The sequence below is a fragment of the Streptomyces spirodelae genome (assembly GCF_017676385.1).
GTDB lineage: Bacteria > Actinomycetota > Actinomycetes > Streptomycetales > Streptomycetaceae > Streptomyces > Streptomyces spirodelae.
In genome coordinates, this window is record NZ_JAFFZN010000004.1 from 163,215 (window position 1) to 189,098 (window position 25,884).

The 25,884-nt window shown below is 70.2% G+C and carries 22 protein-coding genes; 14 read left to right on the forward strand and 8 right to left on the reverse strand.

Annotated features, from left to right (window positions below; genetic code table 11):
• Positions 1-98: 98 nt before the first annotated feature.
• From JW592_RS06590 to JW592_RS06615, 6 genes are read right to left on the reverse strand one after another with little or no spacing between them, the layout of a single operon-like run.
• Positions 99-1,142, reverse strand: coding sequence for an LLM class flavin-dependent oxidoreductase (locus JW592_RS06590; protein WP_209263957.1), 1,044 nt, complete (start codon positions 1,140-1,142; stop codon positions 99-101).
• Positions 1,139-1,438, reverse strand: coding sequence for a tautomerase family protein (locus JW592_RS06595; protein WP_209263958.1), 300 nt, complete (start codon positions 1,436-1,438; stop codon positions 1,139-1,141). The genes JW592_RS06590 and JW592_RS06595 overlap by 4 nt, the downstream gene beginning before the upstream one ends.
• A 1-nt stretch (position 1,439) precedes the next feature.
• Positions 1,440-2,927, reverse strand: a complete 1,488-nt coding sequence (locus tag JW592_RS06600; RefSeq protein ID WP_209263959.1) for an aldehyde dehydrogenase — start codon at positions 2,925-2,927, stop codon at positions 1,440-1,442.
• Positions 2,920-3,651, reverse strand: coding sequence for an alpha/beta fold hydrolase (locus JW592_RS06605; protein ID WP_209263960.1), 732 nt, complete (start codon positions 3,649-3,651; stop codon positions 2,920-2,922). Before JW592_RS06605 ends, JW592_RS06600 begins: the two co-directional genes overlap by 8 nt.
• A 5-nt stretch (positions 3,652-3,656) precedes the next feature.
• Positions 3,657-4,208 (reverse strand): amino acid synthesis family protein, encoded by a 552-nt coding sequence (locus JW592_RS06610; RefSeq protein WP_209263961.1) that lies wholly within the window; start codon positions 4,206-4,208, stop codon positions 3,657-3,659.
• Positions 4,205-4,834 (reverse strand): amino acid synthesis family protein, encoded by a 630-nt coding sequence (locus tag JW592_RS06615; protein ID WP_209263962.1) that lies wholly within the window; start codon positions 4,832-4,834, stop codon positions 4,205-4,207. The genes JW592_RS06610 and JW592_RS06615 overlap by 4 nt, the downstream gene beginning before the upstream one ends.
• A gap of 274 nt (positions 4,835-5,108) precedes the next feature.
• Between JW592_RS06615 and JW592_RS06620 the strand changes: the two genes are divergently transcribed.
• The 4 genes from JW592_RS06620 to JW592_RS06635 are packed head-to-tail and all read left to right on the forward strand — an operon-like array spanning position 5,109 to position 8,368.
• On the forward strand, positions 5,109-6,689 hold the full coding sequence (locus tag JW592_RS06620) for a BCCT family transporter (protein WP_209263963.1): 1,581 nt from the start codon (positions 5,109-5,111) through the stop codon (positions 6,687-6,689).
• Positions 6,676-7,113, forward strand: a complete 438-nt coding sequence (locus tag JW592_RS06625; RefSeq protein ID WP_209263964.1) for an ester cyclase — start codon at positions 6,676-6,678, stop codon at positions 7,111-7,113. The genes JW592_RS06620 and JW592_RS06625 overlap by 14 nt, the downstream gene beginning before the upstream one ends.
• Before the next feature lie 14 nt (positions 7,114-7,127).
• Positions 7,128-7,631 carry a flavin reductase family protein gene (locus JW592_RS06630; protein ID WP_209263965.1) on the forward strand — a complete coding sequence of 168 codons (504 nt, stop codon included), beginning with the start codon at positions 7,128-7,130 and terminating at the stop codon, positions 7,629-7,631.
• 35 nt (positions 7,632-7,666) lie between these two features.
• The gene (locus tag JW592_RS06635; RefSeq protein ID WP_307805308.1) at positions 7,667-8,368 is read left to right on the forward strand and encodes a GntR family transcriptional regulator; all 702 of its coding nucleotides are present in this window, start codon (positions 7,667-7,669) and stop codon (positions 8,366-8,368) included.
• Between the two features lie 138 nt (positions 8,369-8,506).
• Here JW592_RS06635 and JW592_RS06640 read toward each other — a convergent pair whose 3' ends face one another.
• Positions 8,507-8,974: a hypothetical protein gene (locus JW592_RS06640; RefSeq protein ID WP_209263966.1), complete on the reverse strand. Its 468-nt coding sequence runs from the start codon at positions 8,972-8,974 to the stop codon at positions 8,507-8,509.
• Between the two features lie 284 nt (positions 8,975-9,258).
• On the opposite strand from JW592_RS06640, the gene uppS reads away from it, so the two are divergent.
• Entirely contained in the window at positions 9,259-10,161 is a 903-nt protein-coding gene (gene uppS / locus JW592_RS06645; RefSeq protein WP_209263967.1) for a polyprenyl diphosphate synthase, read from the forward strand.
• A gap of 7 nt (positions 10,162-10,168) precedes the next feature.
• Here the strand turns inward: uppS and JW592_RS06650 are convergent, their stop codons facing one another.
• The gene (locus JW592_RS06650; RefSeq protein ID WP_209263968.1) at positions 10,169-10,729 is read right to left on the reverse strand and encodes a GNAT family N-acetyltransferase; all 561 of its coding nucleotides are present in this window, start codon (positions 10,727-10,729) and stop codon (positions 10,169-10,171) included.
• Positions 10,730-11,224: 495 nt separating this feature from the next.
• Between JW592_RS06650 and JW592_RS06655 the strand changes: the two genes are divergently transcribed.
• The 9 genes from JW592_RS06655 (at position 11,225) to JW592_RS06695 (ending at position 25,883) form a co-directional block, all read left to right on the forward strand.
• Positions 11,225-12,703, forward strand: a complete 1,479-nt coding sequence (locus JW592_RS06655) for a sugar transferase (RefSeq protein WP_209263969.1) — start codon at positions 11,225-11,227, stop codon at positions 12,701-12,703.
• Positions 12,704-12,776: 73 nt separating this feature from the next.
• Complete coding sequence (locus JW592_RS06660; RefSeq protein WP_209263970.1) at positions 12,777-14,102, forward strand: nucleotide sugar dehydrogenase; 1,326 nt, start codon at positions 12,777-12,779, stop codon at positions 14,100-14,102.
• Positions 14,092-15,369, forward strand: a complete 1,278-nt coding sequence (locus JW592_RS06665) for a glycosyltransferase family 4 protein (protein WP_209263971.1) — start codon at positions 14,092-14,094, stop codon at positions 15,367-15,369. Before JW592_RS06660 ends, JW592_RS06665 begins: the two co-directional genes overlap by 11 nt.
• A complete protein-coding gene (locus tag JW592_RS06670) occupies positions 15,366-16,733 on the forward strand; it encodes a Wzz/FepE/Etk N-terminal domain-containing protein (protein ID WP_209263972.1) in 1,368 nt (455 codons plus the stop codon). Before JW592_RS06665 ends, JW592_RS06670 begins: the two co-directional genes overlap by 4 nt.
• Complete coding sequence (locus tag JW592_RS06675; protein ID WP_209263973.1) at positions 16,730-18,250, forward strand: Wzz/FepE/Etk N-terminal domain-containing protein; 1,521 nt, start codon at positions 16,730-16,732, stop codon at positions 18,248-18,250. The genes JW592_RS06670 and JW592_RS06675 overlap by 4 nt, the downstream gene beginning before the upstream one ends.
• A gap of 3 nt (positions 18,251-18,253) precedes the next feature.
• Positions 18,254-20,170 carry an asparagine synthase (glutamine-hydrolyzing) gene (gene asnB, locus JW592_RS06680; RefSeq protein WP_209263974.1) on the forward strand — a complete coding sequence of 639 codons (1,917 nt, stop codon included), beginning with the start codon at positions 18,254-18,256 and terminating at the stop codon, positions 20,168-20,170.
• Complete coding sequence (locus tag JW592_RS06685) at positions 20,167-22,338, forward strand: bi-domain-containing oxidoreductase (RefSeq protein WP_209263975.1); 2,172 nt, start codon at positions 20,167-20,169, stop codon at positions 22,336-22,338. The genes asnB and JW592_RS06685 overlap by 4 nt, the downstream gene beginning before the upstream one ends.
• Positions 22,335-24,341, forward strand: coding sequence for a heparinase II/III family protein (locus JW592_RS06690; RefSeq protein ID WP_209263976.1), 2,007 nt, complete (start codon positions 22,335-22,337; stop codon positions 24,339-24,341). Before JW592_RS06685 ends, JW592_RS06690 begins: the two co-directional genes overlap by 4 nt.
• Positions 24,342-24,350: 9 nt before the next feature.
• The gene (locus JW592_RS06695) at positions 24,351-25,883 is read left to right on the forward strand and encodes a right-handed parallel beta-helix repeat-containing protein (RefSeq protein WP_209263977.1); all 1,533 of its coding nucleotides are present in this window, start codon (positions 24,351-24,353) and stop codon (positions 25,881-25,883) included.
• Position 25,884 lies beyond the last annotated feature (1 nt).

Genomic DNA, 25,884 nt, shown 5'->3' on the forward strand with positions numbered 1-25,884 from the left:
GGTTGCGGGCACGTCTCGGGGCCGCCTCCCTTGCCCCCCGGGGGGCGGGGGACAAGGGCCGGGTGTTCGGCAGGCGGTGTGCTCTCTGTCGGTGTCGGCTAACGGAAGGCCGGCGCGACCTCCTTGATGAACAGTTCGAGGGACTTGCGCTTCTCCTCGTGCGGCAGGCTGTTGTCGATCCAGAAGCTGTACTCGTCGATGCCCAGGGCCTCATAGCGGCGCAGCCGCGCGACGAGCTCGTGCGGAGTGCCGATCATCGCGGTCCGGTGCAGGGACTCCGGCTCGAACTCCGGGCGTCCCTCGAACTTCGCGACCGGACTCGGATCGAGGAATCCGTTCTCGGGAGTCCGGTCGTTGCCGAACCATGCGTCAAAGGTGCGGTAGTAGCGCTGGATCGCCTCGGCTGCCGGGCGCCAGCCTTCGGGGTCGTCCGGACTGTGCACATGGGTGTGGCGCAGCACCATGAGCCGGGGCCTGGGCACCTCGGGGTGGTTGCCCACCGCGGTCTCGAACTTGTCGACGAGGTTCTCGACCTCCTCGATGCCTTTCATCAGGGGAGTGACCATGACGTTGCACCCGTTGGCGACCGCGAAGTCGTGGGAGTCGGGGTCCCGTGCGGCGATCCACATCGGCGGAGTCGGCTGCTGCACCGGCTTGGGCACGCTGGTGGAGGTGGGGAACTGCCAGATGTCGCCGCTGTGCGCGTAGTCGCCCTGCCAGAGCGCACGGACTGCCGGTACCAACTCGCGGAGGTGCTTTCCCCCCTCGGCTGCGGGCAGGCCGCCCGCCAGCCGGTCGAACTCGAACTGGTGAGCACCGCGGGCGAGGCCGATCTCGGCCCGGCCACCGCTGATCACGTCCAGTAGTGCGGTCTCGCCCGCGGCCCGGACCGGGTGCCAGAAGGGGGCGACGATGGTGCCCGCGCCGAGCCGGATCGTCGAGGTGCGCGCCGCCAGGTAGGCGAGTTGTGGCATGGGGCTGGGGGAAGCCACGTACTCCATGGAATGGTGCTCGCCGATCCACACCGTGCCGAAGCCGCCCGCCTCGGCGATCTGTGCGAGTTCGGTGAGGTTCTCGAACTGCTGGGAGGGGCTCACGCTCTCGTCCCAGCGTTCCATGTGCACGAACAAGGAAAATTTCACGGCTGCTCCTGGGGTGCGGTGTTGGCGGACTGCCCGGTGGCGGCGCTGTCGTCCAGCCGGCCGGTGGCAAGGGCGGCGGTATCGTTCACGGCATCCGTCCCGCTCACGGCGTCCGTCTCGGCGAGAGTCACATCGCCGGTGGCCCAGTGGGTCCGCGGCACTTCGCGGACGACGACACGGATGTTCTCGGGCCTGGTGCCGACGGTGCGGAGGACCGCGGCGTGGACCTCGTGCACCAGGTTCCGGATCTGACTCGGGGTGCGCCCCTCGGCGAGGGCGATGTCGACCTGTGGCATCTCAGCCCCGCATCACGAAGGGGTCGGCCACCGGCTCTTCGCTGGTGTTGATCCAGACGCTCTTGAGCCGGGTGTATTCCTTCATCGTCTCGGTGCCGTGTTCGACACCGACGCCGCTGGCCTTGAAGCCCTGACGCGGGGACATCGGCGACATGGCCCGGTAGGTGTTGACCCACACGGTCCCCGCGTCCAGCCGCGCAGCCATGCGGTGGGCCCGGGCCAAGTCGGAGGTCCACACCCCCGCAGCGAGGCCGTACTCGGTGTCGTTCGCGAGGCGGACGACTTCCTCCTCGGTCTCGAACGGCATGACCGTGAGGACCGGGCCGAAGATCTCCTCCCGGACGACGCGCATGCTGTTGTCCACATCGACCAGGATGGTGGGCTCGTAGAAGTAGCCGCCGAGTCCGCCGTCCGAGGCGCGGCCACCCGTGAGAACGCGGGCGCCCTCGCTGCGCCCCAGTTCGACGTACCCTGCGACCTTGTCCCGCTGTTCCTCGAAGGCCAGGGGTCCGAGTTCGGTGTTCTCGTCCATCGGGTCGCCCATGCGGATGCGTTCGGCCCGCTCGGACACGCGCTGGAGCAGTTCGTCGTAGACGGACCGGTGGGCGAACACTCGGCTGCCTGCGATGCAGGTCTGGCCCGCGGCGGCGAAGATGCCGGCGACGACGCCCATGGCGGCGTTCGGGATGTTCGCGTCCTCGAACACGATGTTGGGCGACTTGCCGCCCAGCTCCAGCGTCGCTCCGATGAACCGGCCGGCCGCGGCCGCGGCGATACGGGAACCGGTGGCGGTGCTGCCGGTGAACGAGATCTTCGCGAGGTGAGGGTGCTCGACGAGGGCTTGTCCGGCCTCGTCCCCGAAGCCGGTGACCACATTGACCGCGCCGGGCGGGAAGCCCGCCTCGAGCGCGAGTTCGGCGAGCCGGAGCAGCGCGGCTGACGTGTGCTCCGAGGGCTTGACCACCACGGTGTTCCCCGCGCAGAGCGCGGGCGCCAGCTTGCTGCTGGTCAGCGTCATCGGAGAGTTCCACGGGGTGATGGCTCCGACCACACCGAGCGGTTCGCGGCTCGTGTAGTTCAAGACCTTCCGGTCCGAGGTCGGAACGACCTCCCCGTGGATCTTGTCGGCCAGACCGGCGTAGTAATAGTAGTACTCGGGCAGGGCGGCCAGCTGCCCTCTCATCTCGCGCAGCAGCTTGCCGTTGTCCTGTGTCTCCATACGTGCGAGATCCGCCGAGTTGTCCGCGATCAGGTCCCCGAGCCGGCGCAGCAGGCGCCCGCGTCCGGTCTGGCTGAGGTCGCGCCATCGCGGGTCCTCGAACGTCTCCTTCGCCGCGGTCACGGCTCGTCCGATGTCGGCGGCACCGCCTCGCGCGGCCTGGTAGAGCGGCCGGCGCGTTGCCGGGTTCGTGCTCGCGAAATACTCCCCGGAGGCGGGCTCGACCTGCTCGCCGCCGATGAAGTGGTTCAGCTTCTCAAGATCAGCCATGAGTGTTGTCCCTGATGAGGGTGGTGACGCAGTCGACGAGGGTCTCGGGGCTTTGGACAGGGAGCATGTGGCGTGCCCCGGGGACGATGACGGCCCTGCAGTTCGGCAGTGCCGCGGCGAGCCGCCGGGTCATCGCGGGCGTCGACCCGGGGTCGTTCTCACCGGTGACCGCCACCGCGGGTGCGGTGATCCGATGCAGGTGGGGGCCGAGGGTTGCGTCCGCGGTCGCGAACACGCGGTAGCAGTGGAGGAAGGACTCCACGTCGTTTCCGAGCAGGGTCGCCTCCGTACGGCTCACCCATTCCGCCGGTACGCCGGTGTCCGCGTACCACCGCTGCAGTGACGCGGCGGTCGCGGCCGTGAAGTCGGCTCGTGCGGTGTCGAGACGGTTGAGGACTTCCTCCCGCTCCGCCGGTGTACGCCGGCACACCGAGCTGACCGACGTCAGCGTAGCGACGAGGTCCGGCTGGTGGAGTGCCAGGTACTGGGCGACGAGGGCGCCGAGGGAGAAGCCGACGAGGTGGGACTTCCGAGGAATCCCGGCTGCGACGCCGAGCGCCAGGTCCTCAAGGGTGGTGCCCGCCGGGGCGGGCCTGTTCCGTCCGTGTCCGGGGAGGTCGGGCGTCACCAGGGTGAACCGGTCGGCCAGCAGCTCGACGCTGGGCTCCCACATCGTGTGGTCGAGTCCGACGCCGTGCAGCAGTACGAGTGTCGGCTTCCGCATGCCCGCTACTGCTCGCTCGTAAGGGCCGCGAGTCGCTGCTGGGGACGGCCCTGTGCGGCGGCGGCCAGCCCGATGACGATCTCGTGGGGGTGGGGCGCGTCGGCGATCCGAGCCTCCACGGACTGGTGGTGGGAGCGGATCGTCGCATCGGTGATGTGCTTGAGCGGGATGTCGAACACGACGCCGGCCGGCCCCCGCTTCTCGACGGCGGGCAGCAGTGTGGTGGCATTCGCGGCCTTGCGGAAGTGGTCACCGAACTTGAGGGTGTGGATCAGTGCCGACCCGTGCTCGATCTCACCGTCGAGGCCGACGACGGCGGCCTTGCCGTACGCCTCGGAGGGAGCCCCCAGCGCTTCGAGCACGGCGGGCGCGAGCAGCGCGCCGAGGCCCGAGGCGTGCGCTTCGATCCCGGGGGCGAGATCTTCGACAAAGCCCCGGCCTGCCCACGGGTTGTCGATCACGGCTGCGACGACGGCGACGGTTGCCGGGGGGCTGACCGCACGGCCGCCCTCGGTCCGGATCTCCTCGATGACGGTGACGATCTTGCGGACGTTCATGACGGTGACTCCTCCAGAGTCCGGGTGGTGACGACCGGGTCGGTCCTGCGGTCTCCGATGCGGGCGTGCGGGCGGGGGCCTGTGGATGCGGCGGCGATGACGACGATCTCGTCGGCCCGTGGCGCGTCGGGGACTCGTGCGCTGATGGTCTGGTAGTGGCTGCGGGTCGCGGCGTGCGTCTTGTGCCAGAGCGGGACGATCAATGAGTCGCCTGCTTCGGCCCGTGCGTCGGCGAAGCAGATGATCGACTCGCCGCTGAGCAGCTCGCGGACGAGATTGCCGAAGAACGGCGTGTGGATGAGCGCTCCCGCGTGCTCGATCTCGCCGGCGGTGCCGACGACCGCGGCCTTTCCGAAGGCTTCGATCGCGTCCACTCCGCCGAGTGCCTCGGCGAGCCGGTCGGAGAGGAGCTTCGCCAGCACGGGACCGACGCGGGCCTGCTCCTCGGAGAGGTCGGTGAGCGGTGCCGCGCCGAACCACGGATTCCGTATGACGGCGGCCACGCTGGCGCGCCGGGCGGGCCGGGCCGGGGCGTGGCCCGCCTCGGTGACGACCACGTCCCGGTACGTCACCAGCTTACGTAGTCCGATCCGTTCGGCAGCGGGATCAGCAGGAGTCTCTTGCATGGCAGAGACCGTAGGTATGCATGTCGTCTCAGGTCAAGGGAGGTGCGTTGTTCTCGCGCTGCGCAGTGCGAAGCAGATGCATGAAGCGGTCATTATGGCGGCTCTGACGTGCGCATTTGCCTGGCGGGTAGCAAGCGGGCCAGTCGAATGCTTACGCGACTCTTGACATGGCTGCCGTGGCCTGACTTACGGTCCCTTGCATGCCAGCGGCTCCAGGTGACCCAGCTTGTATGCCAGCGCGGGGTTCTGAGCGGCATCCAACTCGAGGAGCTCTATGTCCAGACAACTTCAACGCCCCCGGAGGGCCGGCGAGCTCGGCTCCGTCTTCTGGACGTCGGTCGGTGTCGCCGCCGTCTTCGTCGCCTGGGCGGCGCTCTTCACCAAGAACCTCAACCGGGTCACGGCCTCCTCGCTGAACTGGGTCACCTCCTCGTTCGGCTGGAGCTATCTGGTCGTCACCCTGGGGATTCTGATCTTCTTGGTGTTCCTGGCGTTCAGCCCCATGGGCAGCCTCCGGCTCGGCAAGGACACCGACAGGCCGGAGTTCTCCACCCCGGCCTGGCTGGCGATGCTGCTCGGCGCCGTGATGGGAATCGGCCTGGTCTCCTACGGCGTCGCCGAGCCGATATCCCACCTGGCCACGCCACCGCACGACCTCGCCGAGCCGAACACCCACGAGGCCGCGGTCCGCGCGCTCCAGTACTCCTACTTCGACTGGGGTCTGCACGCCTGGGCCGTCTTCGCCGTCTTCGGCCTCGCAATCGCCTACTCGACGTATCGCAAGGGCCGCCGCCCCCTGGTGAGTCAGCTGTTCACGCCGTTCCTCGGCGAGAGGGTCAACGGGCCGATCGGCAAGGCGATCGACATCCTCGCCGTCTTCGCGACGCTCTTCGGTACGGCCACGTCACTGGGGCTGGGAGCGCTTCAGATCAACAACGGAATGGGCCGGTTGTTCGGCGTGCCTGTCAACTCCGTCGCTCAGGTGCTCATCATCGCGGCCATCACCGCCGTGTTCACCCTGTCGGCCGTCACCGGCATCAACAAGGGGATCAAGGTACTGAGCTACACCAGCAGCGCCCTGTCGATCGCGATGTTCGTGTTCATGGTGATCGCCGGCCCCACCGTCTTCCTGATCAACCTCTACGTCGAGTCGATCGGCGTATGGGCCGGCGATTTCTTCCGGATGAGCCTGCAGGGCACCGCCTTCGGCGGACTGGAATGGATGCAGCTGTGGACCTACTTCATGCTGGCGTGGTGGGTCTCGTGGGGCGCGTTCGTCGGGATCTTCCTCGCCCGTATCTCCCGCGGCCGTACCATCCGCGGATTCGTCATGGGAGTCCTGCTGGTTCCGAGCCTCGCCTTCTTCACCTGGTTCGCGGTGTTCGGCGGCTCGGCCATCCACGTGGACCTGTTCCAGGGCGGAGACATCGCAGAGCAGACGGCCGCCGACTTCGGCAACGCCTTCTTCGCCACCCTCGAGCACTTCCCGCTGTCCGGAGTCACGTCGGTGATGGCCGTCCTGCTCGCGGTGATCTTCTTTGTGACAAGCGCGGACTCCAACACCTATGTGCTGGGATCGATGACGTCCAACGGCTCACTCGCGCCGCGCCGCTCCGTCCTCGTCCTCTGGGGAGTCCTCACCGGTGTCACCGCCGTCGCCCTGATGCTCGCCGGCGGTCTCAGCGCACTTCAGAACACCGTGATCGTCACCTCGCTGCCCTTCCTGTTCATCATCGCCTGCCTCGCGGTGTCCTTCTGGAGGGAGCTGGCATCCGACCGGCGGCACGGAGCCCAACCCGTAACCGAGCGGGACGAGATCCCGGACCCGAAGGAGAAGGCTGATGCCGCACGCTGAGTCCCGCCGCGCGCTCATCCGGAGCGTCTGGGAAGCCACCTGGAACCGCGGCGACGTCGATGCGCTGGACGAACTCCTCAGCAGCGACTACCTCCGCCACAGCAGCGAACCGCACCCTCAGAACCTGCGTACATTCAAGGCGTCGATTCTCGCCACCCGCTCCGCGTTCCCCGATCTGTCGACCACGCTGGACGACATCCTCATCGAGGGGGACCGGGCTGCGATCCGCTGGCACAGCACGGGCAACCACGAGGGCTCCCTGATGGGCGTCCCTGCCACGAAGCGGCGGGTGGAAGTCGGCGGCGCGACGTTCGCGCGGTTCGAGGAAGACCGCATCGTCGAGGAATTCGTGACGTGGGACCCCCGGGCCCTGCTCTCGGCGCTCGGCATCATCCACGTCGGACAGGACCGGCCAGCACAGTGACAAGGAGCACTCCCATGCCCGTGCTTCCAACGAAGCCCGACACCGACCTGATGAAACAGGTCAACCGGCAGTTCGTCACCGGTGTCACCGTGGTGACCGCGCTGGACGGCAACACTCCGAAGGGGCTGGCGGTCAACGCCTTCTCGAGCATCTCGCTGGAACCGCCCACGGTCATGGTGTGCGTCCAGCGCACCTCCTCCACCCACGACTGCCTGTTCAGGACCGGTCACCTCGCGATCAACATTCTCTCCACAGACCAACTCGACGTGGTCACCGGCTTCGCGACCAAGTCCGACGACAAGTTCCAAGGCGTGGACTGGACGGCCGGCCCCTTCGGAAGCCCGTTGCTCGCGCGCAGCAGCGCACAGATGGAAACCGAGATCCGTGAACGTCTCCAGGCCAGCACCCACACGGTCTTCATCTGCCGGGTGGTGCACGCCTCCGTCACGGACAGCGACCCCCTGGTCTACACGGCCGGTAAGTTCTTCGACGGCGGAGCGCTCCCGCCTTTGCGATGATCAGCCACAGAATGAGGAATCAAGGAGCCGGCGCAGTGACTGAAGCAACGGGCGGATCGGCCAACAGCTCCATCCAGGCCACGGTCATCGCCGAGATGCGTGGACGCATCATCAGCGGTGAGATCGAACCGGGTGGTCCACTCTCGGAGCTCGCGCTGGCCGAGGAGTTCGGCGTCAGCCGCACGCCGGTCCGCGAGGCGCTCAAGCAGTTGCAGACCGAGGGCCTGGTCGAGATCAGGCCGCGCGTGGGGACTTTCGTCACCACTCCCTCACGGCGCGAGATCACGGAACTCTTCGAGATGAAGGAACTGCTCGAAGGGGCCGCTGCCCGCCTGCTGGCCCAGCGGGGCCGGGTGCCCGAGATAGACCGCCTGCAGGAGAACCTCGAGGAAGCCGACGCGGCGGTGGCTCGCGACGACCGTGAGCACTACGCGGAACTGGTCGGGGAGTTCCACGATCTGCTGATCACCGGCGCCGACAACAACAAGCTCGAAGCGCACTACCGGATGCTGATGAACCAACTGGCCTACTCCCGGTTGGTGAAGACCTCGCTGAACCAGCCGGGCCGGCCTCTGCAGTCCGACCGGGAACACCACTTGGTCGTCGAGTTGATCGTCGAGAAGGACGGCGACAGCGCTGAACAGGTCATGCGAGAGCACGTCCGGGCCAGCCGCCGCGCCCTCATGGCCGGGCTGCCGACCCCCGGCTCCCCGCCGCCCGGCACGGCACGCGACTGACGGTCGGAGCGGGCACCGGCTGTCGCCGCGGTAGGGGAGGGGCTGTCCGGCCATCCCCTACCGCGGCGGAGCGGGCCCGGACCACCGGCGTGGTCCGGGCCCTGGATGCGGTGGCCGGTCAGCTGCCGGCCCTCCGTCTCATGGGCGGGTGCCGCGCCGCCGAACCAGCCAGACGCCGGTGGCTGCCGCCGCCATGACCGCCGCGCTCGCGCCGACCGGAACCAGCGCGTCGGCCGGCGAGTGTGCCTCCGCCGATGTGTGTGTCGCTGGGGCCGCTGCCTCCCGGGCCTTCTCCTCCCGTTGGCCGAAGCCTCCGACCAGGCCCTTCTTGTCGTATCCGGAGCCGGGTGGTTTGTCACCGTATGTGTCGTGCACCCGTGCGTGGTACGCGCGCAAGGTCATGCCCTTGGAGCCGACCGCCTTCCGCGCGTCGGGGTCGAGGGGCAGGACGCGCTTGCCGTCCTGGACGTACCAGGCGTCGATCTGCGGCTCTTCGAAGACCGTGCCGCCGGGCACCTCGGCGGCGCCCTTCGCGGCGTAGCGCGTCTCATCGTCGCCCGTCGCGATGTTGACGACCTGCCAGCCTTCCCCGGTCCGCGCCGACATGACGGAGGCTCGCTGCCCGTCAGGTGCTACAGCTTCACGCGTGTGTCGGCCGCCGCGCGGCCGAGCGGTGTGCAGGAGCTGACCCTGAGCGGTGGAAACCGCTCGGTGCATCTCATCCGGCACGCAGCGGGCCCGGGCATTGTCGGTATCGCCTGGGAGTGGGCCTGACGGGGGCCGTTCGGCCGGTTCGCTGGTGCCCCCGCATGAGAGGGGTACGGCGACCGGCACCAGGGCATGCACTCTCTGGAATTGAAGGGTTGCACTAAGTGTTCACTGGAGAGTGCATGGCACCCGGGACCCCTCCCAGGCACATCGCCTGCATCATGGCCGGCAACGGCCGCTGGGCCCGGCAGCGCGGACTGGAGCGCACGCACGGCGAACTGGCCTCCGAGAACGCCTTCAGGACGGTGGTGCGAACCGCCTGGGAGGAGGACGTCGAATGGCTGACGCTCCTGACCGGCGCCGGAAACCGGGCACGCCCGGGCGAGGACGGCGCCCCGGGGCATTTCGTCGCACAGCATCTCCTCGGTCACAACCTGGAGCGCCTGCACGACGAGGGTGTACGGGTCCGGGTCCTGGTGCCCACCGACCCTGCCCTCCCCGAGGCGACTTCGCACCGCCTGCGCGAGGCGGAGGAGCGCACTCGCGGCAACTCCCGGCGGAACCTCACCATCGCCTTCGAGCCCGGTGGCCGACAGGACATCCTGGACGCGGCACGTGCGCTGGTCTCCCGTCAGGTCCCGGCCTACAGGGTGACGGAGGCGACCTTCTCCAAGTACATGCGGTGCCCCGAGCTGCCCGACGTCGACCTGCTCCTCCGCACCGGGGGCGAGCACCGGATCTCGAACGTCCTGCTGTGGCACTGCGCCCACGCCGAACTCGTCTTCTTCGAAATCCTCTGGCCCGACTTCCGCGCCGAACACCTGCGGTACGCGCTGGACATCTACCGACGACGCCGGCGCCGCTCCGGCCAGGTCCCGGCAGACCCCGCTCCCCACCAGACCGCCGCCCTCCCCGCGGGCGAGGGGCTGCTGTCCAAGCTGCTGCATTTCCCCGGCACACTCGCCACTCACCTGGGTCTCGTCCTCATGGACGGACTCCGGGAAACCGCGGACTACGCCAACTCCCGGCCGGGGCAGACACGGACGCGGAAAAGGCTTGGCGACGCCGACCGGTGGAGCCGGTGAAGTTCGGCTACCGCCGCCGTTCCCACTCGGCCCGAGTGAGCCCGTATTCGACCTCGCCGTGTTCGGAGCCGGGAATCGCCTCCGGCCAGTCCCCCGTGAAACTCCGGAGGAAGGCGAGCCCGCACTTCTCCATCACACGCCTCGACGCCCGGTTGACCGCCATGGTGTTCGCAGTCACCCGCTCCACCGCGAGTTCTCTGAAGCCCTTGTCGATGAGCGCCCGCGCTCCTTCGGTGGCACAGCCGCGGCCCCAGGCTGCCTTGCTGAGCCGATAGCCGAGTTCGACCACCGCGGGGCTGTCGTCATCCAGCGGCCGAAACTCGAACCAGCCGACGAACACCCCGCTGTCCCTCGCTTCCGCGGCCCAGTATCCACGGGTGCCGAAGCACGGATGGTCGTGCAGCAGCCGTGGCAGGGTCCGCTCCACGATCGCCCCGCGGCTCGTGGGGCGGCCGCCGTTGATGAAGCGCATGACCTCGGGATCGTTGTCGAGCGCGAGAAGACGGTCCACGTCGTCGGGGGTGAACGGCCGCAGCGCCAGCCGGCCGGTCTCCAGGAAGGCACGCATGCCGCGATGCTGACGGCCCGGACCGTGAGGCGCTACCGGTATCCCGTCAGCCGTCGCGTCCTGCGTCCGGTGCCGGTGGCCAGGAGAACTCCTGTCCGACCAGGTCAGTCGGCATGTCCGCATCCTCCAGGTGCCCGTGGGTGATCACCGATCGGTGGCTCATGTTTCAAAAAGCAGGCACAAATTCCACACACCCCTCTCCAGACGGGCGCCGATGGTCTACATTGACCGTGCTTCACATGGTTGGACACGAGGCGACAAATAGTGATCTATGGGTCCGGCTCCTTGGGCTGCCTGCAGCCATGGTTGGGCAGGACTTGTGAATCCGTTGCCGCCTGGTGGGGTGTTCACGTACGGCTGCACAGCTGAGAAGTCATCTGCGGGGGTGGGGGCGGGGGCCTCCTGAGGGGGAACGGCGCGGCGCGGGGGGCGGAGGTCTCCCGTGGAAACAGTGTTGGGCGAACACGTCGAACCACTGGCGGCCTGGGGGGCTTTGTGCGGCAGGGGGAGTTAGTCGACCCTTTTTCGTCGGCGCGCGGGCGTGTGGCGAACGGGGGAATCAATCGGTCAGCGAGCGACTGGGAACAGCGGTACCGCCGTACCGTTATAACCAGCGATACCGTGGCCACCGCCTTTGTGGTGGGGGCGATCGGCATTCTCTTCGGGGCCAGGGACGCGGCCAACTGGCACGAGAAATGGGGAATTCTCGCATTCGGTACCGAGCTGCTGGTACTGGGAGCGCTTGCGGTGAGCCGGGCGTGGGCTCCGGCCGTGCTCGGCCAGGGAGCCGAGGAATTCCGCCGGCTCGGACGCTCACTGTTCACGGCGGCGGTCGTACTGGCGCTCAGCGGAATCGCCCTCACTTCGCGGAATATCAAGCTCTGGATTTTCGTCGCGATTCCCGCGATCGCGCTCGTCACCATGACCGGTCGGTATCTGCTGCGCCTCTCGCTGTACCGACAGCGGACGGAAGGAAGATGCCTGCGACCGGTGCTCGCCGCCGGAAGTCCGGCCACCGTGGGCGACCTGATCGCCCGAGTCCGCAAGTTCCCGCACCTCGGCTGGCGAGTCGAGGCGGTGTGCACGCCGGACGGCCTGGGGCCCGACGGTGACCACCTGGACGGGGTGCCGGTCGTCGGCCGGCTGGCCGACCTCGCGGGCCACGTCCGCAGCGACGGCTACCGTGTCGTCGCGGTCACACCGGACCCGCACTGGTCCCCGGACCAACTGCAGCGGCTGGCCTGGAACCTGGAAGGCAGCGACGCGGAGATGGTCGTTGCCCCCGTACTGATGGAGGTGGCCGGTCCCCGGCTGCATGTCGACGCGGTGCTCGGTATCCCGCTGCTGCGGGTCAGCATGCCGGCCTTCACCGGGGCCCGGCGGGCGGTCAAGGAGGTCGTCGACCGGATGGGCGCGGCGCTCCTGCTGCTGCTGTTCGCGCCGCTGATGGTGCTCGTCGGGCTCCTTGTGCTGGCCGACAGCCGGGGCGGGGCCTTCTACCGTCAGCGCAGAGTCGGCAAGGACGGCCGCGAGTTCACCATCCTCAAGTTCCGCACCATGGTCGCCGGTGCCGACAGAGCGCGTGCCGCGCTGGCCGACCGCAACGAGGGCGCCGGACTGCTGTTCAAGCTCCGCCGGGATCCGCGGGTGACCCGGGTGGGAGCGGTGCTGCGCCGGTACTCGATCGATGAACTCCCGCAGCTGTTCAACGTTCTCACCGGCTCGATGTCGCTCGTCGGTCCGCGGCCTCCACTGCCGGAGGAGTCCGCTGCCTACGGCCCGGACATCCGGCGGCGGCTGCTGGTCAAGCCCGGGCTCACCGGCCTGTGGCAGATCAGCGGACGCAGTGATCTGCCGTGGGAGGAGGCCGTCCGGCTGGACCTGCGGTACGTGGAGGACTGGTCGCTCGCCCTGGACGCGGTGATCTTGTGGAAGACCCTGCGGGCGGTGCTCCAGGGGCAGGGAGCCTACTGATGCGCGGCGACCGCCGTCCGGCGGCCGCGCGGACCGCAGGCCGGAGGGGCCTGCGTGGGGGGAGGAACGGGCTATGAGGGTCAGTGTCCTGGGTCTCGGCTACGTGGGATGTGTGTCGGCCGCGTGCCTGGCCAGTCTGGGCCATGAGGTCATCGGGGTGGACGTGAACCAGGCGAAGGTCGACCTGGTCAACGACGGCAAGGCGCCAGTGGTCGAGGAGCGGATCGGCGAGCTCATCGCCGAGGTCGTGCGGAGCGGAGCGCTACGCGCCACGGCTGACGTGCGCGAGGCGGTCACGGCCAGCGAGGTGTCGCTGGTCTGCGTGGGGACGCCGTCCGAGCCCAACGGCAGCCTGTGTACGACGTATCTGGAGCGGGTCACCGAGCAGATCGGTGCCGCGCTGGCGGACCGCGGCGGGAGCAGCGGGCGGCACACCGTCGTCTTCCGCAGCACCATGCTCCCGGGCACCTGCCTGAATCTGCTGGTGCCGATCCTGGAGAAGTACGTGGGCGGCACGGCCGGGGTGGACTTCGGGGTCGCGGTCAACCCCGAGTTCCTGCGCGAGGGCACCAGCGTGCGGGACTTCTTCGACCCGCCCAAGACCGTCATCGGCGAGTTCGACCCGGCGAGCGGCGAAGTGGTGGCGGCGCTGTACGGCGGCTTGCCCGGCGAGGTGTTCCGGGTGCCGGTCCCGACAGCCGAGGCGATCAAATACGCGGACAACGCGTTCCACGGCCTCAAGATCGGCTTCGCGAACGAGCTGGGCGCGGTGTGCCAGGCCCTCGGGGTGGACTCGCACCAGGTGATGGATGTCTTCCTGGCCGACCGCAAGCTGAACATCAGCCCCGCCTACCTGCGGCCCGGCTTCGCCTTCGGCGGGTCCTGCCTGCCCAAGGACCTGCGCAGCCTGGTCCACGCGGCGCAGCGGGCCGACGTCTCGGTGCCCATCCTCGCCCACGTGCTGCCCTCCAACTCCGACCATCTGCAGCGGGCGGTCGAGCTGGTCGAGCGCACCGGCAAGCGCCGCGCCGGCCTGTTCGGACTGTCCTTCAAACCCGGCACCGACGACCTCCGCGAGAGCCCGCTCGTCGAACTGGCCGAGCGGCTCTTCGGCAAGGGGTACGACCTGCGGATCTACGACGCCAACGTGAGCCTCTCGCGGCTGCTCGGCGCGAACCGCGAGTACATCGAGACCCGGCTGCCGCACCTGGCGCAGCTGCTCGCGGACTCCGTCGGCGAGGTGCTCGAGCACGCCGAGGTGTGCCTGGTCGGGACCAGGGACCCGGCCGTGCTGGCCGCGCTGCCCCACGGCGAAGGGCCGGTGATCGTCGACCTCGTCCGCCTCCCCGACGCCGAGGCGCGCCGGGCCGAGAAGGGGTACATGGGCCTTGCCTGGTGACGCGTCTTTCGGCGAAGCGGACGGCGGCGGCGAGCCGGGCCGGCGCGCGCTGATCCTGGTGGAGAACCTGTCGGTGCCGTTCGACCGGCGGGTGTGGCAGGAGTGCACGACGCTGCGCGACGCGGGCTGGAGGGTGCACGTCATCTGCCCCCGCGGGGAGAAGCGGGACACGGAGCCGGAGGCGGAGGTCGACGGGGTGCGGATCCACCGCTACCCGTTGCGTGCGGCCACCGGAGGGCCGGCCGGCTATCTGCGGGAGTACGGATCGGCGCTGTGGCACACGGCCCGGCTGGCCCGCAAGGTCGGTCCGGTGGACGTGGTCCACGCCTGCAACCCGCCCGACCTGCTGTTCCTGCCGGCACTGTGGCTCAAGCGGCGCGGAGCGCGGTTCGTCTTCGACCAGCACGACCTGGTGCCCGAGCTGTACCTCTCCCGGTTCGGCCGCGGCGAGGACCTGCTCTACCGCGGGGTGTGCGCGCTGGAACGGCTGACCTACCGCGCTGCGGACGTCGTGCTCGCCACGAACGAGAGCTACCGGGATGTCGCGCTGCGCCGCGGCGGCCGACGGCTGTCGGACGTCTTCGTGGTGCGCAGCGCGCCCGACATCGAGCGGTTCCACTCCGTACCGCCGGAGCCGGAGCTCAAGCGCGGCAAGCCTCATCTGCTGTGCTACCTCGGAGTCATGGGCCCGCAGGACGGCGTCGACTACGCCCTGCGGGCCCTCGCGAAACTGCGCGACGAGTACGCGCGCACCGATTGGCACGCGGTGTTCGTCGGCGCCGGCGACACCTTCGAGGCGATGGCGGAGCTGTCCCGGCGGCTCGGCCTCACGGAGCAGGTGGAGTTCACCGGGCGCGTTCCGGACGCCGACCTGGTGCGCTACCTGTCCACGGCCGACGTGTGCCTCTCACCCGACCCGCGCAATCCGCTCAACGATGTGTCGACCATGAACAAGGTCCTGGAGTACATGGTGATGGGCCGGCCGATCGTCTCGTTCGATCTGAAGGAGGCGCGCGTCTCCGCCGGGGACGCCGCCGTCTACGCGCCCGCCAACGACGAGGCCGAATTCGCCGGGCTCATCGCGCGGCTGCTGGACGATCCGGAGAAGAGGGCCCGGATGGGCAGGCTCGGCCAGGAGCGGATCAGCGGGCAGCTCTCCTGGCGGAACTCACAAGCGTCGCTGCTCGCCGCCTACGCCGCCGCCTGCCGTGACCGCACTCCGGTGGCGGCGGGCCCGGCCCCGGCAGGGAAGAGGCGGCGCCGTTGAGCGATGACACCATACGCCTGGCCACGGTCGGGCGGATTCTCCGCCGACGCCGGCGGTTCCTCGCCATCCTCGTCGTGGTGGGTGCGCTCGTCGGCTACGGCACCTCGGCGCTGATCCCACCGCGCTACACGGCGACGGCGTCGGTACTGCTGCCCGGACAGTGGGAAGAGCGCGAACTGGTGACCCAGGCGGAGATCGCGACCAGTTCGGCCGTGGTCGACCGCGCGGCCGCCACGCTCCGCTGGACGGACGTCAGCGGCGGCGAGCTGCGGGACCGAGTGAGCGCCAAGACCGCCGACGGCAACGTCATCGAGGTCTCGGCCACGGCCGGCTCGCCGGAGCGCGCGCAGCAGCTCTGCGACCGGGTGGCCCAGCAGTTCGTCACGTTCACCACGCGGATCGCAGGTGACAGCACCGACACCGAGGCGACAGCGGGAGCCGAGGAACTGCGGCAGAAGGTAGTGCAGACCAACCGCCGCATCACCGACCTGGCCGATGCGGCCGATCCGGGGCGGACCGTGGAGGGCGTGCAGGCCCGCACCGAACTCGAAAAGCTGCGTACCGCGCTGCGGGAGGCCATGAAGAAGCTGGACGAGACCTCTCCGGCGTCCAACGAGGCGGGCATGATCGTCATGGACACCGCGGCCCGGCCCACCGGCGAGGCACCGCCGACGCGGGCGCAACTCATCGCCGGTGGGGCGCTGCTGTTCTTCCTGCTCGCTGTCGTCGGCCATCTCGCCGCCGCGCGGGTGAGCCGTCGGCTGCGCGCCGGTCCTGAGATCGCCGCAGCGCTGGGCTCGACGCTGTTGGGTACCGTCGACGTGCCTGGCGAACGGCCCGCACACCGGCCCGGAGACCGTGGCCGCAAGGCTCGGATCCGTCGGCTGCTGGGCATTGACACCCCGTGGGACATACCGGACTCACGGATGGTCGGCGACGAGGACGGCAGGCGGGTCCGCTACCGGAGGATGTGCGCCCGCCTCCGGGAGGAGCTGCCTGCCCCCCGGCGGCTGCTGGTTGTCGTACCGGAAGGCGACGAGATCGCCGGCCGGGCCGCGGGGCGGCTCGTCGCCGAGGCCGAGAGCGATCCGGTGCTGATTGCGGTGGAAGTTCCGGTGTCCCGGCCGCTGGTGCCGGACCGCGGCACCGAGTGCGGTGCCCTGGTCGTGCTCAGCGCCGGCAGCTGGACGGCGGGGGAGCTCGCCACCGTCGCCGAGGCATGTACGGACGCGGGGCACGAGGTCGTCGGCGTCGTCGTCGCCTGTCCGGTCCGTGACCGTCCGACGCGCACCGCCGGCCGCCCTCCGCGGCACGCCACACCGGCGATCGCGGCCGGTGACGCCACGAGGGGTGATCCAGCATGACGGCGAGCCGGACCTCGGAGCCGTCGGCCGCCGCTCCACTGCTGGACCTGCATGCGCTGGTGGTGGCGGTGCGCAGGCGCCGCCGCCTGTGGTCCTCCATGGCGCTGCTGGGGCTGCTGGTCGGCGCCGCGGTGGCCATCCTGCTGCCGCCGCCACCGACCGCGGCGACCAAGGTGCTGGTCACACACGAGGAGGACCAGCCGAACGACACCGGAACGCTCATCCGCACCGACGTCGAGCTGCTGGGGACCACACGGATCGCCGGAAAGGCTCTCAAGGCCCTCAAGTCACCCGAGAACCCGGAGGACTTCCTCCAGGACTACCGGGGTACCGGCGTGACCAACAACCTGCTGCGGATCGACGTGACAGGTGACAGCGAGGCGGAAGCGGTGGCCCGGGCCAAGGCGCTGGCCGACGCGTTCGTCGCCGACCATGTGCGGCGGATGCGGGAGTCAGCGAAAGCCGAGGCCAAGGCCCTGCTCGAGCAGCGTGACCGCATGCGGAACGAACTCGCCGAGGTCAACAAGGCGATCGGGGGCCGCTCGCCCGAGCGCGATCCGAAATCCTCGGCGAGCCTCGAGTCGCTCTTCTCCCGCCGGGCCGAGCTCAACTCGCGCATCGCCGATTTCGACGAGCGCGCCGCCGAGGCACGCACCGGAACTCCCCGGATCACCGCAGGTACGCAGATCGTGGACGCCCCCCGCGCGGTGCCGCACTCCCTGCCCAGGGCCGCTGCCACCAACGCCGCGATCGGACTCGTCCTCGGACTCGTACTCGGACTCGCGGTGGCAGCGGTCGGCGCTGTGGTGGCGGACCGCCCCGTGCTGCGCCGCGAGATCGCGGCCGACCTGGGCGCCTCGGTCATCGCGGAGCTGCCCCGCCGGTCGGGCAGACGGTGGCAGCCGCGACGGGCCCGGGCGGCACACGAACGGCTCACCGCGACGCTGGCCCGCACCGTGCGCGGCTCCGCGGAACCGCTGTCGTTGCTGGAACTGGGCTGCGCGCGCAGCACGAGCGTGCTCGCCCTTCATCTCGCCGGGGCACTGGCGGATGACCGGCCGGTGGAGATCGTCGACGGTCTGCCGGGCCCGCAGCTCGCGAACCACCGGCAGAAGTCGGGCGGACCGGCCGTGGTGAGCGGCGAGCAGGCCGCGGCCGTGCCGCATCACCGGCGCCGGCTCGGCGTCGGCTCGGTCGCGCCGGGCACGGCGTGGTCCGATCTGACGTACCTCGGCACCCGGACCGTGCTCGTCGTGCGCGCCGGGCACGGCAGCGCCGCATGGCTGCACACCGTGGCGCGGCAGCTCGCGGAGCAGCGCATTCAGGTGATCGGCGTGGTGCTGATCGACCCCGATCCGGGCGACCGGACCGACGGAACGCTGTGGGACGGGCCGCACACCGCGCCCCGCGGCCGTGACGAGCGGCAGGCCAGGCAGAACGGGACGGTCCTGACGCAGCCGGAGCGGCACTCGGTGCGGGCCGCTCGGGTGCCGGACGACGACCAGGAGGCTCGGTAGGACATGTGTGGCATCGCAGGCGCTTACCGATGGCCGGACGGAAAGGCCGTGACCGAGCGGCTCACCGAGACCCTCGCTCATCGTGGTCCGGACGGGGCGGGCCGCTACAGCCACCCCGCAGGTGACGGCGAAGTGCACCTCGGGCACCGCCGGCTGGCCATCATCGACCTGTCCCAGGCCGGCGCGCAGCCGATGGTCTCGGGCGGCCTCGCCCTGACGTACAACGGCGAGCTGTACAACGCGCCAGAGCTGCGTGCCGAACTGGCAGCTGCCGGGGTGCGCTTCCGCGGTACCTCCGACACCGAGGTGGTGCTGGAGTCCTGGCGGCGCTGGGGGAGGGACTGCCTGCCCAGGCTGCGCGGCATGTTCGCCTTCGGGATCTTCGACGAGCGAACCGGTGAACTGGTGCTCGCCCGCGACCAGCTCGGCGTCAAGCCGCTGTTCCTGATCCGGCGCGGCGAGGGCCTGGTGTTCGCCTCCGAGCTCAAGGCGCTCGCCGCCGCCACCGGCGGATCGCTCCAGGTGGACCCCACGGCGCTGGTGGCCTCGCTGCTGTACTACTGGGTGCCCGACTCGCGGTGCGCGTTCCGCGAGGCGGAGAAGCTGCCGCCGGGGAGCTGGCTGAGGTGCCGACCCGACGGCCGGGTTGAGCGCGGCCGGTTCTGGCACCTCAAGGACGTCGCCGCAGAGGGACGGGAGCGCGCCCGCAGCGGCGAGCGGCCCGACCTGGCAGCCCTCGTCGAGGAGTCGACCCGGCGCCACCTGCTCTCCGACGTCCCGGTGGCGACGTTCCTCTCCGGCGGGCTGGACTCCAGCTACCTGACCGCGCTTGCGGCCCGCCACCAGCCCGGGATCTCCGCGTACACGATCGGGTTCCGCGCCGAGGACGCCAGGTTCGAGGCGATGCCCGACGATCTGCGCCATGCCCGGCGAGTGGCCGAGCGGTTCGGGGTCGACCTGCATGAGATCGAGATCGCGCCGAACGTGCTCGACCTGCTGCCGTGGATGACCTACCACCTGGACGAGCCGATCGGCGACCCAGCCGCGATCAACACCTTCCTGATCTGTTCCGCCGCCCGGGAGGCCGGGGTCAAGGTGCTGCTCTCGGGGATGGGCGCCGACGAGCTGTTCGCCGGGTACCGCAAGCACCTGGCCAATCTGCTCGCGCTGCGCTACCAGCGCGTCCCCCGGCCGCTGCGGCGCGGCCTGTCCCGGGCCGTGGACCGGCTGCCGGTCGCCACGGCCCGCCGGGGGTACCGGTCGGTGCGCTTCGCGAAGCGGTTCCTGTCCTTCGCGGATCTGCCCGAGGAGACCGCCTTCCGGCGCAGCTACACCATGTACGACCAGGACGAGCTGCTCGCGCTGGTCGAACCGGACCTGGCCCCGGCGGTCGAGGACGTGCTGACCGAACACGCGGACATCTATCAGGACAACGATCTCGACGACTTCGTCAACCGCATGTGCCTGGGCGACGCCCGGATGTTCCTGCCGGGCCTCAACCTCACCTACACGGACCGGTCGAGCATGGCCGCGTCGACCGAGGTGCGCGTGCCGTACGTGGACGTCGAGGTGGTCAAGGCGGCGTTCACCGTGCCCGGTGACCGCAAGATCGTCGGACGGCAGGGCAAGGCCGTCCTCAAGGAGGCGGCCGCCTCGGTCCTGCCCCGTGAGGTCGTGTACCGGCCCAAGGGCCTGTTCAGCGCCCCGCTGCGGGCCTGGATGAGCCGGGACCTGGCACCGCTGATGCGTGAGGTGGTGCACGACGGCGTGCTCGTCCGTTCCGGGTTGCTGCGCCGCGACGCGCTTCAGCGGATGGTCGCTGAGGACGCTGCCGGGCAGCGGGACCACTCCAAGCATCTGTGGCATGTGCTGACCCTCGAGTACTGGTATCGCGGCGCGACTTCTGGGGAGTTCGGGTGAAACAGGTAGTGCAGAACTACAAGAGCGGTGAACTGACGCTGCTCGACGTGCCGGTGCCGGGATGCAAGCCGGGCGGTGTGCTGGTCCGCAGCGCCTACTCGCTGATCTCCACCGGGACCGAGCTGATGAAGGTTTCCGAGGCCGGTATGTCGATGGTGGGCAAGGCCCGCTCCCGCCCTGACCAGGTGGCCAAGGTGATGCAGAGCGTGGCCACCAACGGAGTGCCCGCCACCTACCGCAAGGTGATGGGCAAGCTCGACTCCTACACGCCGCTGGGCTACTCGCTGTGCGGGGTGGTCGAGCAGGTCGGCCCCGGGATCGACGATGTGAAGGTCGGCGACTTCGTGGCCTGCGCCGGCAACGAGCACGCGTTGCACGCCGAGCTGAACTGGGTGCCGAAGAACCTCTACGCCCGGGTGCCGGACGGTCTCGCGCCGCGCCACGCGGCCTTCGGCACCGTCGGGTCGATCGCGATGCAGGGCGTGCGCCGAGGCGAGCCGCAGCTCGGAGACGTGGCGCTGGTCGTCGGCCTCGGGCTGATCGGGCAGCTGGTGGTGCAGCTGCTGGCCGCCTCGTCGGTCCGCGTCGTCGGCGTCGACACCGACCCGGCGCGCTGCGAGCTCGCCGCGCGGCTGGGCGCCGTGGCCTGCGGCGATCCCGCGTCCGCGGCCGTCGAAGCCGCCGTGGCAGAACTCACCGGCGGCCTGGGCGTGGACCAGGTGTTCCTGGTCGCCGGCGGCGACAGCAACCAGCCCGTCGAGCTGGCCGCCAAGTTGAGCCGGGACCGCGGCCGGGTCGTCGACATCGGCAAGTGCCGCCTGGACCTGCCGTGGAACGCGTACTACGAGAAGGAGCTCGACGTCCGGTTCTCCCGCTCCTACGGGCCCGGGCGCTACGACCCCGAGTACGAGCTCGAGGGCCGGGACTATCCGATCGGCTACGTGCGCTGGACCGAGCGCCGCAACCTGGCGTGCTTCCTCGACCTCCTCGCCCGGGGCAGCGTCGACGTGGAGCCGTTGATATCCCACATCGCCGACTTCGACGACGCGGTTGAGACGTACCAGAGCATGAAGGACGGCGACATGAAGGCCGTGGCCGTGCTGTTCAGGTACCCGCAACACGCGGCGGAACCGGCAGCCCCGGCGGTGGCCGTGCCCGCGGTGGATGTGAAACGGAGTCCGGCCCGGGCCACCAGGACGCCGGTGCGCCTCGCGTTCGTCGGCGCGGGAAACTACGCGACATCGATGCTGCTGCCGCACCTGGCGCAGCGCGACGGCGTCGAACTGTCGACCGTCGTCACGACGACGGCGCTGTCCGCGGCCAACGCGCGGCGCAAGTTCGGCTTCCATGAGGCGACCACCGATCTCGACGCCGTACTGGGCGACAAGTCCATCGACGCGGTGTTCGTGGTCACCCGGCACAGCTCGCACGCCCAACTGACCCGGAAGGCACTGCTGTCCGGCAAGGCCGTGTTCGTCGAGAAGCCACTGGCCCTCACCGAGGACGAACTGGCCGACGTACTCGCGGCGGTGGAGGAGTCCGGCAACGACCGGCTGCAGGTGGGCTTCAACCGCCGGTTCGCGCCGCTGCTGCGGGAGGCCAAGCAGCGGTTCGGCGTCCGGACCGGTCCGGCGAGCCTGCGCTATCTGGTCAACGCGGGCCGCCTCGACCACGGCAGCTGGTACCTCCAACAGGACTGCGAGGGTTCGCGGTTCGTGGGCGAAGGCGGGCACTTCATCGATACGGCGGGCTGGCTTCTCGGCGCCGACCCGGTGTCCGTGTGCGCGACCGCCACGCCCGGCAACGAGGACCTCCAGGTCGTGCTGCGCTATCCGGACGGGTCCACCGCCACCATCAGCTACGTCACCTCCGGCCCGGCCGGCTTCCCGAAGGAGACGCTGGACCTGATCGCGGACGACCGTGCGCTGCGGCTCGACGACTTCGTCCGTGCCTCGGTGTACGGCCGTAAGCGGTGGGTCAGTTCGCGGCTGCCCAAGGCCCGTGACAAGGGGCAGAACGCCGAACTGGCCGCGTTCGTCAAGGCGGTGCGGACCGGCGGGCCGATGCCGGTGTCGCTGCGGTCGCTGGTCGCCACCACGGCGGCCACGCTCGCCGTGCCGACCGGCCTGGCGGGCGGCGCGCCGGTGACACTGGCGGAGGCGCGATGACCATGAGCGCGGGCTGGTATCTGCGGCGGCTGTCCCGGATGGGTCCGCAGGAGGTCGCGGGCCGGGTGGGCGACACGGTGCGCAGGCGGCGGTGGCGGTCGGCGCTGCCCGACTGCCCGAGCGTGACGGGAGCGCGGTTCACCGCGGTTCTGCCCGCCGGGACGATCGCCGCCATACCCTCCGACGCCGCGAAGCGTCTGATCGCCGAGGCGGATCGGCTGATGGACGGGCACGCCGAGTACTTCGGGGTGGTACGCGACGACCTGGCAGACCCGGACTGGTCGTACGACCCGAAGACCGGGCGCCGGGCCCCGGCGGGCTACGCCTTCGACGTGCCGTACCGCAGCGAGGACGCGGTCGGGGACATCAAGCAGATCTGGGAGCCGTCCCGGCATCAGTACCTCACCCAGCTCGCCGCCGCCTACGCGATCACCGGGAACGAGCGGTACGCCGAGCGCGTGGCCGCGCATCTGCGGTCGTGGTGGGCGGCCAACCCGCCGCTGCGCGGCGTCCACTGGATCAGCGGCATCGAGCTGGGCATCCGGCTGCTGTCCTGGGTGTGGATCCGCCGGCTGCTCGACGGCTGGCCGGGCGCGGCCGCTCTGTTCGAGAGCAACCCGGTGGCGCTGGAGCAGATCTGGCACCACCAGCGCTGGCTGGCCGCCTTCCCCAGCCGCGGCTCCTCGGCGAACAACCACGTCATCGCCGAGGCCGCCGGACAGTTCGCCGCATCCTGCGCGTTCGGCTGGTTCCCCTCCTCGGCGCGCCGGCGGGCCGACGCGCTGCGGTCGCTCGACCGGCATCTGCGCGGCAACACCTTCCTCTCCGGCCTCAACCGTGAGCTCGCCACCGAGTACCACGGTCTGGTGCTGGAGCTCGGCCTGGCCGCTGTGGCCGAGGCGGACGCCGCGGGCGTATCGGTGCCCGCGACGGTCCGGCTGGTGCTGCTGCGGATGACCGACGCGCTCGCGGCCGTCGTGGACAGTCACCTGCGGCCGCCGCGCCAGGGCGACGCGGACGACGGGCACGGTCTGGTCCTGGACGGCGCCGGCACCGACCGCTGGGCCTCCCTGCTGGCCACCGGGCACGCCGTCTTCGGCCGGCTCGCCTGGTGGCCGGAGGTGACCGGCACCGATGTGCGCACCCCGCTGCTGGCCGCGCTCATCCGGCCGTACGCGGAGGAGCGGACCCCACCGGCCGTGTCCCGCCCGGCAAGCAGGCCGGCCCACTTCGCCGACGCGGGGCTCACCATCCTGCGCGGCCCGGGAGAGATCTGGTGCCGCTGCGACGGGGGCCCGCACGGGTTCCTGGCCATCGCCGCACATGCCCACGCGGACGCGCTGTCGGTGGAGGTACGGCACGACGGGGTCGATGTGCTCGCCGACCCGGGGACGTACTGCTACCACGGGCAGCCCGAGTGGCGGCGGTACTTCCGCTCGACCCTCGCCCACAACACCCTGCAGCTGGACGACGGCGACCAGTCCGTCTCGGGCGGCCCGTTCCTGTGGACCCGGCATGCCAGGAGCCGTGTGCTGGCCGTGGACATCTCCGACCCGAGTGTGGCCCGCTGGTGTGCCGAGCACGACGGCTACCAGCCCTCCGTACACCGCCGCCGGGTGGAGTTGGCCGCCGCGAGCCAGGAGCTGCGAGTGGTCGACGAGGTCCGCGGGCAGTACAGCTCGCGCAGGGCCGTGCGCCTGGCGTTCCACCTCGGCCCCGCGATCACCGCGGACCTGGTGGGGAACCGAGCGGAGCTCAGCTGGACCCGGGACGGCGAGGAGCGCTCCGCGGTGCTCGACCTGCCAGGTCAGCTGTCCTGGCGGGCGCATCGCGGCGAGACCGACCCTTCCCCATGCCCTTCGAGCAGGGAATACCCCATGCTGGGCTGGTACTCAGCCGGCTTCGGGCGCAAGGAACCAGCCACCACGCTGGTCGGTACCGGCTTCGCCGACGGCGGTGTGCAGTCGGGGGAGTTCGTCACCGTACTCGGGTTCCGCGGCTAGGGAGGACGGGTGGGGACCAAGAGGCGGAAGAGGGCGTTACCGGTCGCGGTGGCGGTGCTGGCCCTGCTGGCTGCGACCGGTTGTGTGAGCACGCCGGGCGCCCCGGCGGAGCCGACCGACGCGCCCTCCGCATCCGCGGCCAGGTCCGTGGCCCGGGTGTGCGCCAAGCCTGTCGGCGGGCCGTCGAAGGCACCGGCGGGAGCGGTCCCGGTCGATCCCGCGGTGGTCGGTGACCTGGCGGCGAGGACCCGGAGCAGCCCTGCGAACACCACCTTCTGGCTGCGGCCGGGCAAGCACAGGCTCGAACCGGAACGGCACGCCCAGGTCGTCCCCAAGAAGGGGAACAGGTACCTCGGCGCGCCAGGCGCGGTGCTCGACGGCCGGAAGACCAACCAGTACGCGTTCGGCGGCAGCGCCCGCGACGTCACCATTCGCCACCTGACGGTGCAGGGTTTCGTCGCACCGCACGACGAGGGCGTGGTCAACCACGACTCGGCCGACGGATGGGTGATCGAGCACGCCAAGATCCAGTACAACTCGGGCGCCGGACTGATGGCCGGTGCCCGCCAGCGGGTCCGCGCCAACTGTCTGCGCGGCAACGGGCAGTACGGCATGAACGCGTACCAGGCCGCCGGCCGGATCAGCGACCTGGTCGTCGAGGGCAACGAGATCGTGGCCAACAACAAGGACGACTGGGAACGGCGGCGGCCGGGCTGCGGCTGCACCGGAGGCGTCAAGTTCTGGTCCGTCGACGGCGCCGACGTGAGCGGCAACTGGGTGCACGACAACCGCGGCGCCGGGCTGTGGGCGGACACCAACAACAACGACTTCCGCATCGAGGACAACGTGCTGGAGGCCAACGACGGGGCCGCGCTGATCTACGAGACCAGCTACAACGCGGTCATCCGGAAGAACACCATCAGGCGGAACAACTGGGTCGAGGGCCGCAAGTACGCCGACCGCGACGACGGCTTCCCGTTCGCGACCGTCTACCTGTCCGAGGCCGGCGGCGAACCACGGATCAAGGCCCGCACGGACAAGATCGAGATCTACCGGAACGTGCTGGAGAACAACTGGAACGGGATCACCCTGTGGGAGAACGCCGACCGGTTCTGCAACAGCCCGGCCAACACCTCCTCCGGCGCCTGCACACTGCTGGTGAAGGACACGGACCGCTGCACGCGGCCGGCGATCGCCGCAGCACCCCTCTACACCGACTGCCGGTGGAAGACCCAGCGGGTGGACATCCACGACAACCGCTTCGTGCTGGACACCTCCGTCGTCGGGTGCACGGTCAAGTGCGACCGCATGGCGCTGCTGGCCAACTACGGCACCTACCCGGACTGGTCGCCGTACCAGGGTGAACGGGTGGCGGAGGCGATCACCCGCAAGCAGCACAACCGCTGGCACGACAACGTCTACCTCGGACCGTGGCATTTCGTCGCCCACGACCCGAGCCGGGTGCTCGACCCCGGCCAGTGGCAGAGCACGCCGTACAAGCAGGACGCGGGCAGCACCTTCCAGCCACAGGACGGTGGTTGAG